Here is a 1519-nt window from a genome sequence, read left to right as displayed (position 1 = left end):
TCAGGAACCGCGCCCGGCTGGCGCCGGCCGTTGTGGAGGCGGGAAAATCACGCGTGTCCGTCCCGGTTCGACGCCGAACAGTCTGTGGTGCTACGAGCCCGTGAGTTCAGGATGGCGGTGGGACCACCCTTGCCGCAGGAGCGGTGGATTGTTGCCCGAGCACGTGATGGAGACTCTTGACCTTTTCGTGGTCCCCCGGGCCGGACACCTGCACCGTCCGCGACCGGGAAGGATCGTATCGCTGTGGATGTGCTGCACGAGCGTGCTGCCGCGCTCGACATCGGTAAGCGTGATCTGAAGGCGTGCGTGCGCACTCCGCATCCGAGCCGCCGCAATGCCCGGCATAGCGAGGTGCGTACCTTCGACACGACGACCAACTCGTTGCTGCAGCTGCGGGACTGGCTGGTGGCCGAGCGGGTGTCGATCGTGGTCATGGAGGCGACGGGCGACTATTGGCGCCCACCGTTCTATCTGCTCGAAGACGTCCTCAACGTGATCCTGGTCAACGCGGCGCATGCCAAGAACCTGCCTGGCCGCAAGAGCGATGTCGCTGACGCCGTGTGGCTGGCCCAACTGGCCGAGTGCGGGTTGCTACGCGCCTCGTTCGTACCGCCGGAGCCGATCCGCCAGCTGCGTGACCTGACCCGATACCGCACCACCCTGCTGGCCGAGCGTTCCCGGGAGGCCAAGCGGTTGGAGAAGGAACTGGAGGATGCCGGCATCAAGCTGTCCTCGGTTGCCACGGACCTCCTCGGCGTCTCCGGGCGGCTCATGCTCCAGGCCCTCATCAACGGCGAGCGTGACCCGGTCACGCTCGCGCAGCTGGCCAAGGCCCGGATGCGCAGGCGCATCCCCGATCTGATCGAGGCGCTGGTGGGCAACTTCGGTGAGCACCACGCCTTTCTGTGCCGGCTACACCTGCAACGCATCGACCAGATCACCGCCACGGTCGAGGAGCTCTCCGCCCGGATCAGTGAGGCGATGGAACCCTTTCGTGACCAGCTGAAGCTGCTTGACGGCATCCCCGGCGTCGGCCCTGGCGTCGCCGAGATCATCATCGCGGAGACCGGCGGTGACATGACCCGCTTTCCCACCGCCGGACACCTGGCTTCCTGGGCCGGCGTCTGCCCGGGCATGAACGAGTCCGCCGGCAGACACAAACCCGGCCACACCCGTCACGGCAACCGATGGCTCACCGGCGCCCTCGGCACCGCGGCGATGGCCGCGGCCAGAACCAAGGACACCACCTTCATCGGCGCCCGCTACCGCCGCCTGGCCGGCCGTATCGGCCGACTCAAGGCCCTCGTCGCCGCCGAACACACCATCATCACCGCCGTATGGCACGTACTGTCCGCGACCACCGAGTACCACGACCTCGGCGGCGACCACCACCTGCGACGCGACCCCGACCGCGCCCGCCACCGAGCCATCCGAGCCCTCAACCAACTCGGCTACACCGTCACCCTCAACCCCATACAAGGAGCGGCATAACCGATCTCAGCATCAATTTTCGATGGAG

The 1519-nt window shown here is 67.0% G+C and carries 1 protein-coding gene; it reads left to right on the top strand.

The window, feature by feature from the left end; translation table 11 throughout:
* Positions 1-243: 243 nt before the first annotated feature.
* Positions 244-1491: an IS110 family RNA-guided transposase gene (locus ABD901_RS58555; protein WP_345145052.1), complete on the top strand. Its 1248-nt coding sequence runs from the start codon at positions 244-246 to the stop codon at positions 1489-1491.
* Positions 1492-1519 lie beyond the last annotated feature (28 nt).

Source organism: Dactylosporangium darangshiense, from assembly GCF_039537565.1.
GTDB classification, from domain to species: Bacteria; Actinomycetota; Actinomycetes; order Mycobacteriales; family Micromonosporaceae; genus Dactylosporangium; species Dactylosporangium darangshiense.
The sequence above is the reverse complement of the archived record's forward strand: the minus strand, read 5'-3'. Positions and strand labels throughout refer to the sequence as shown.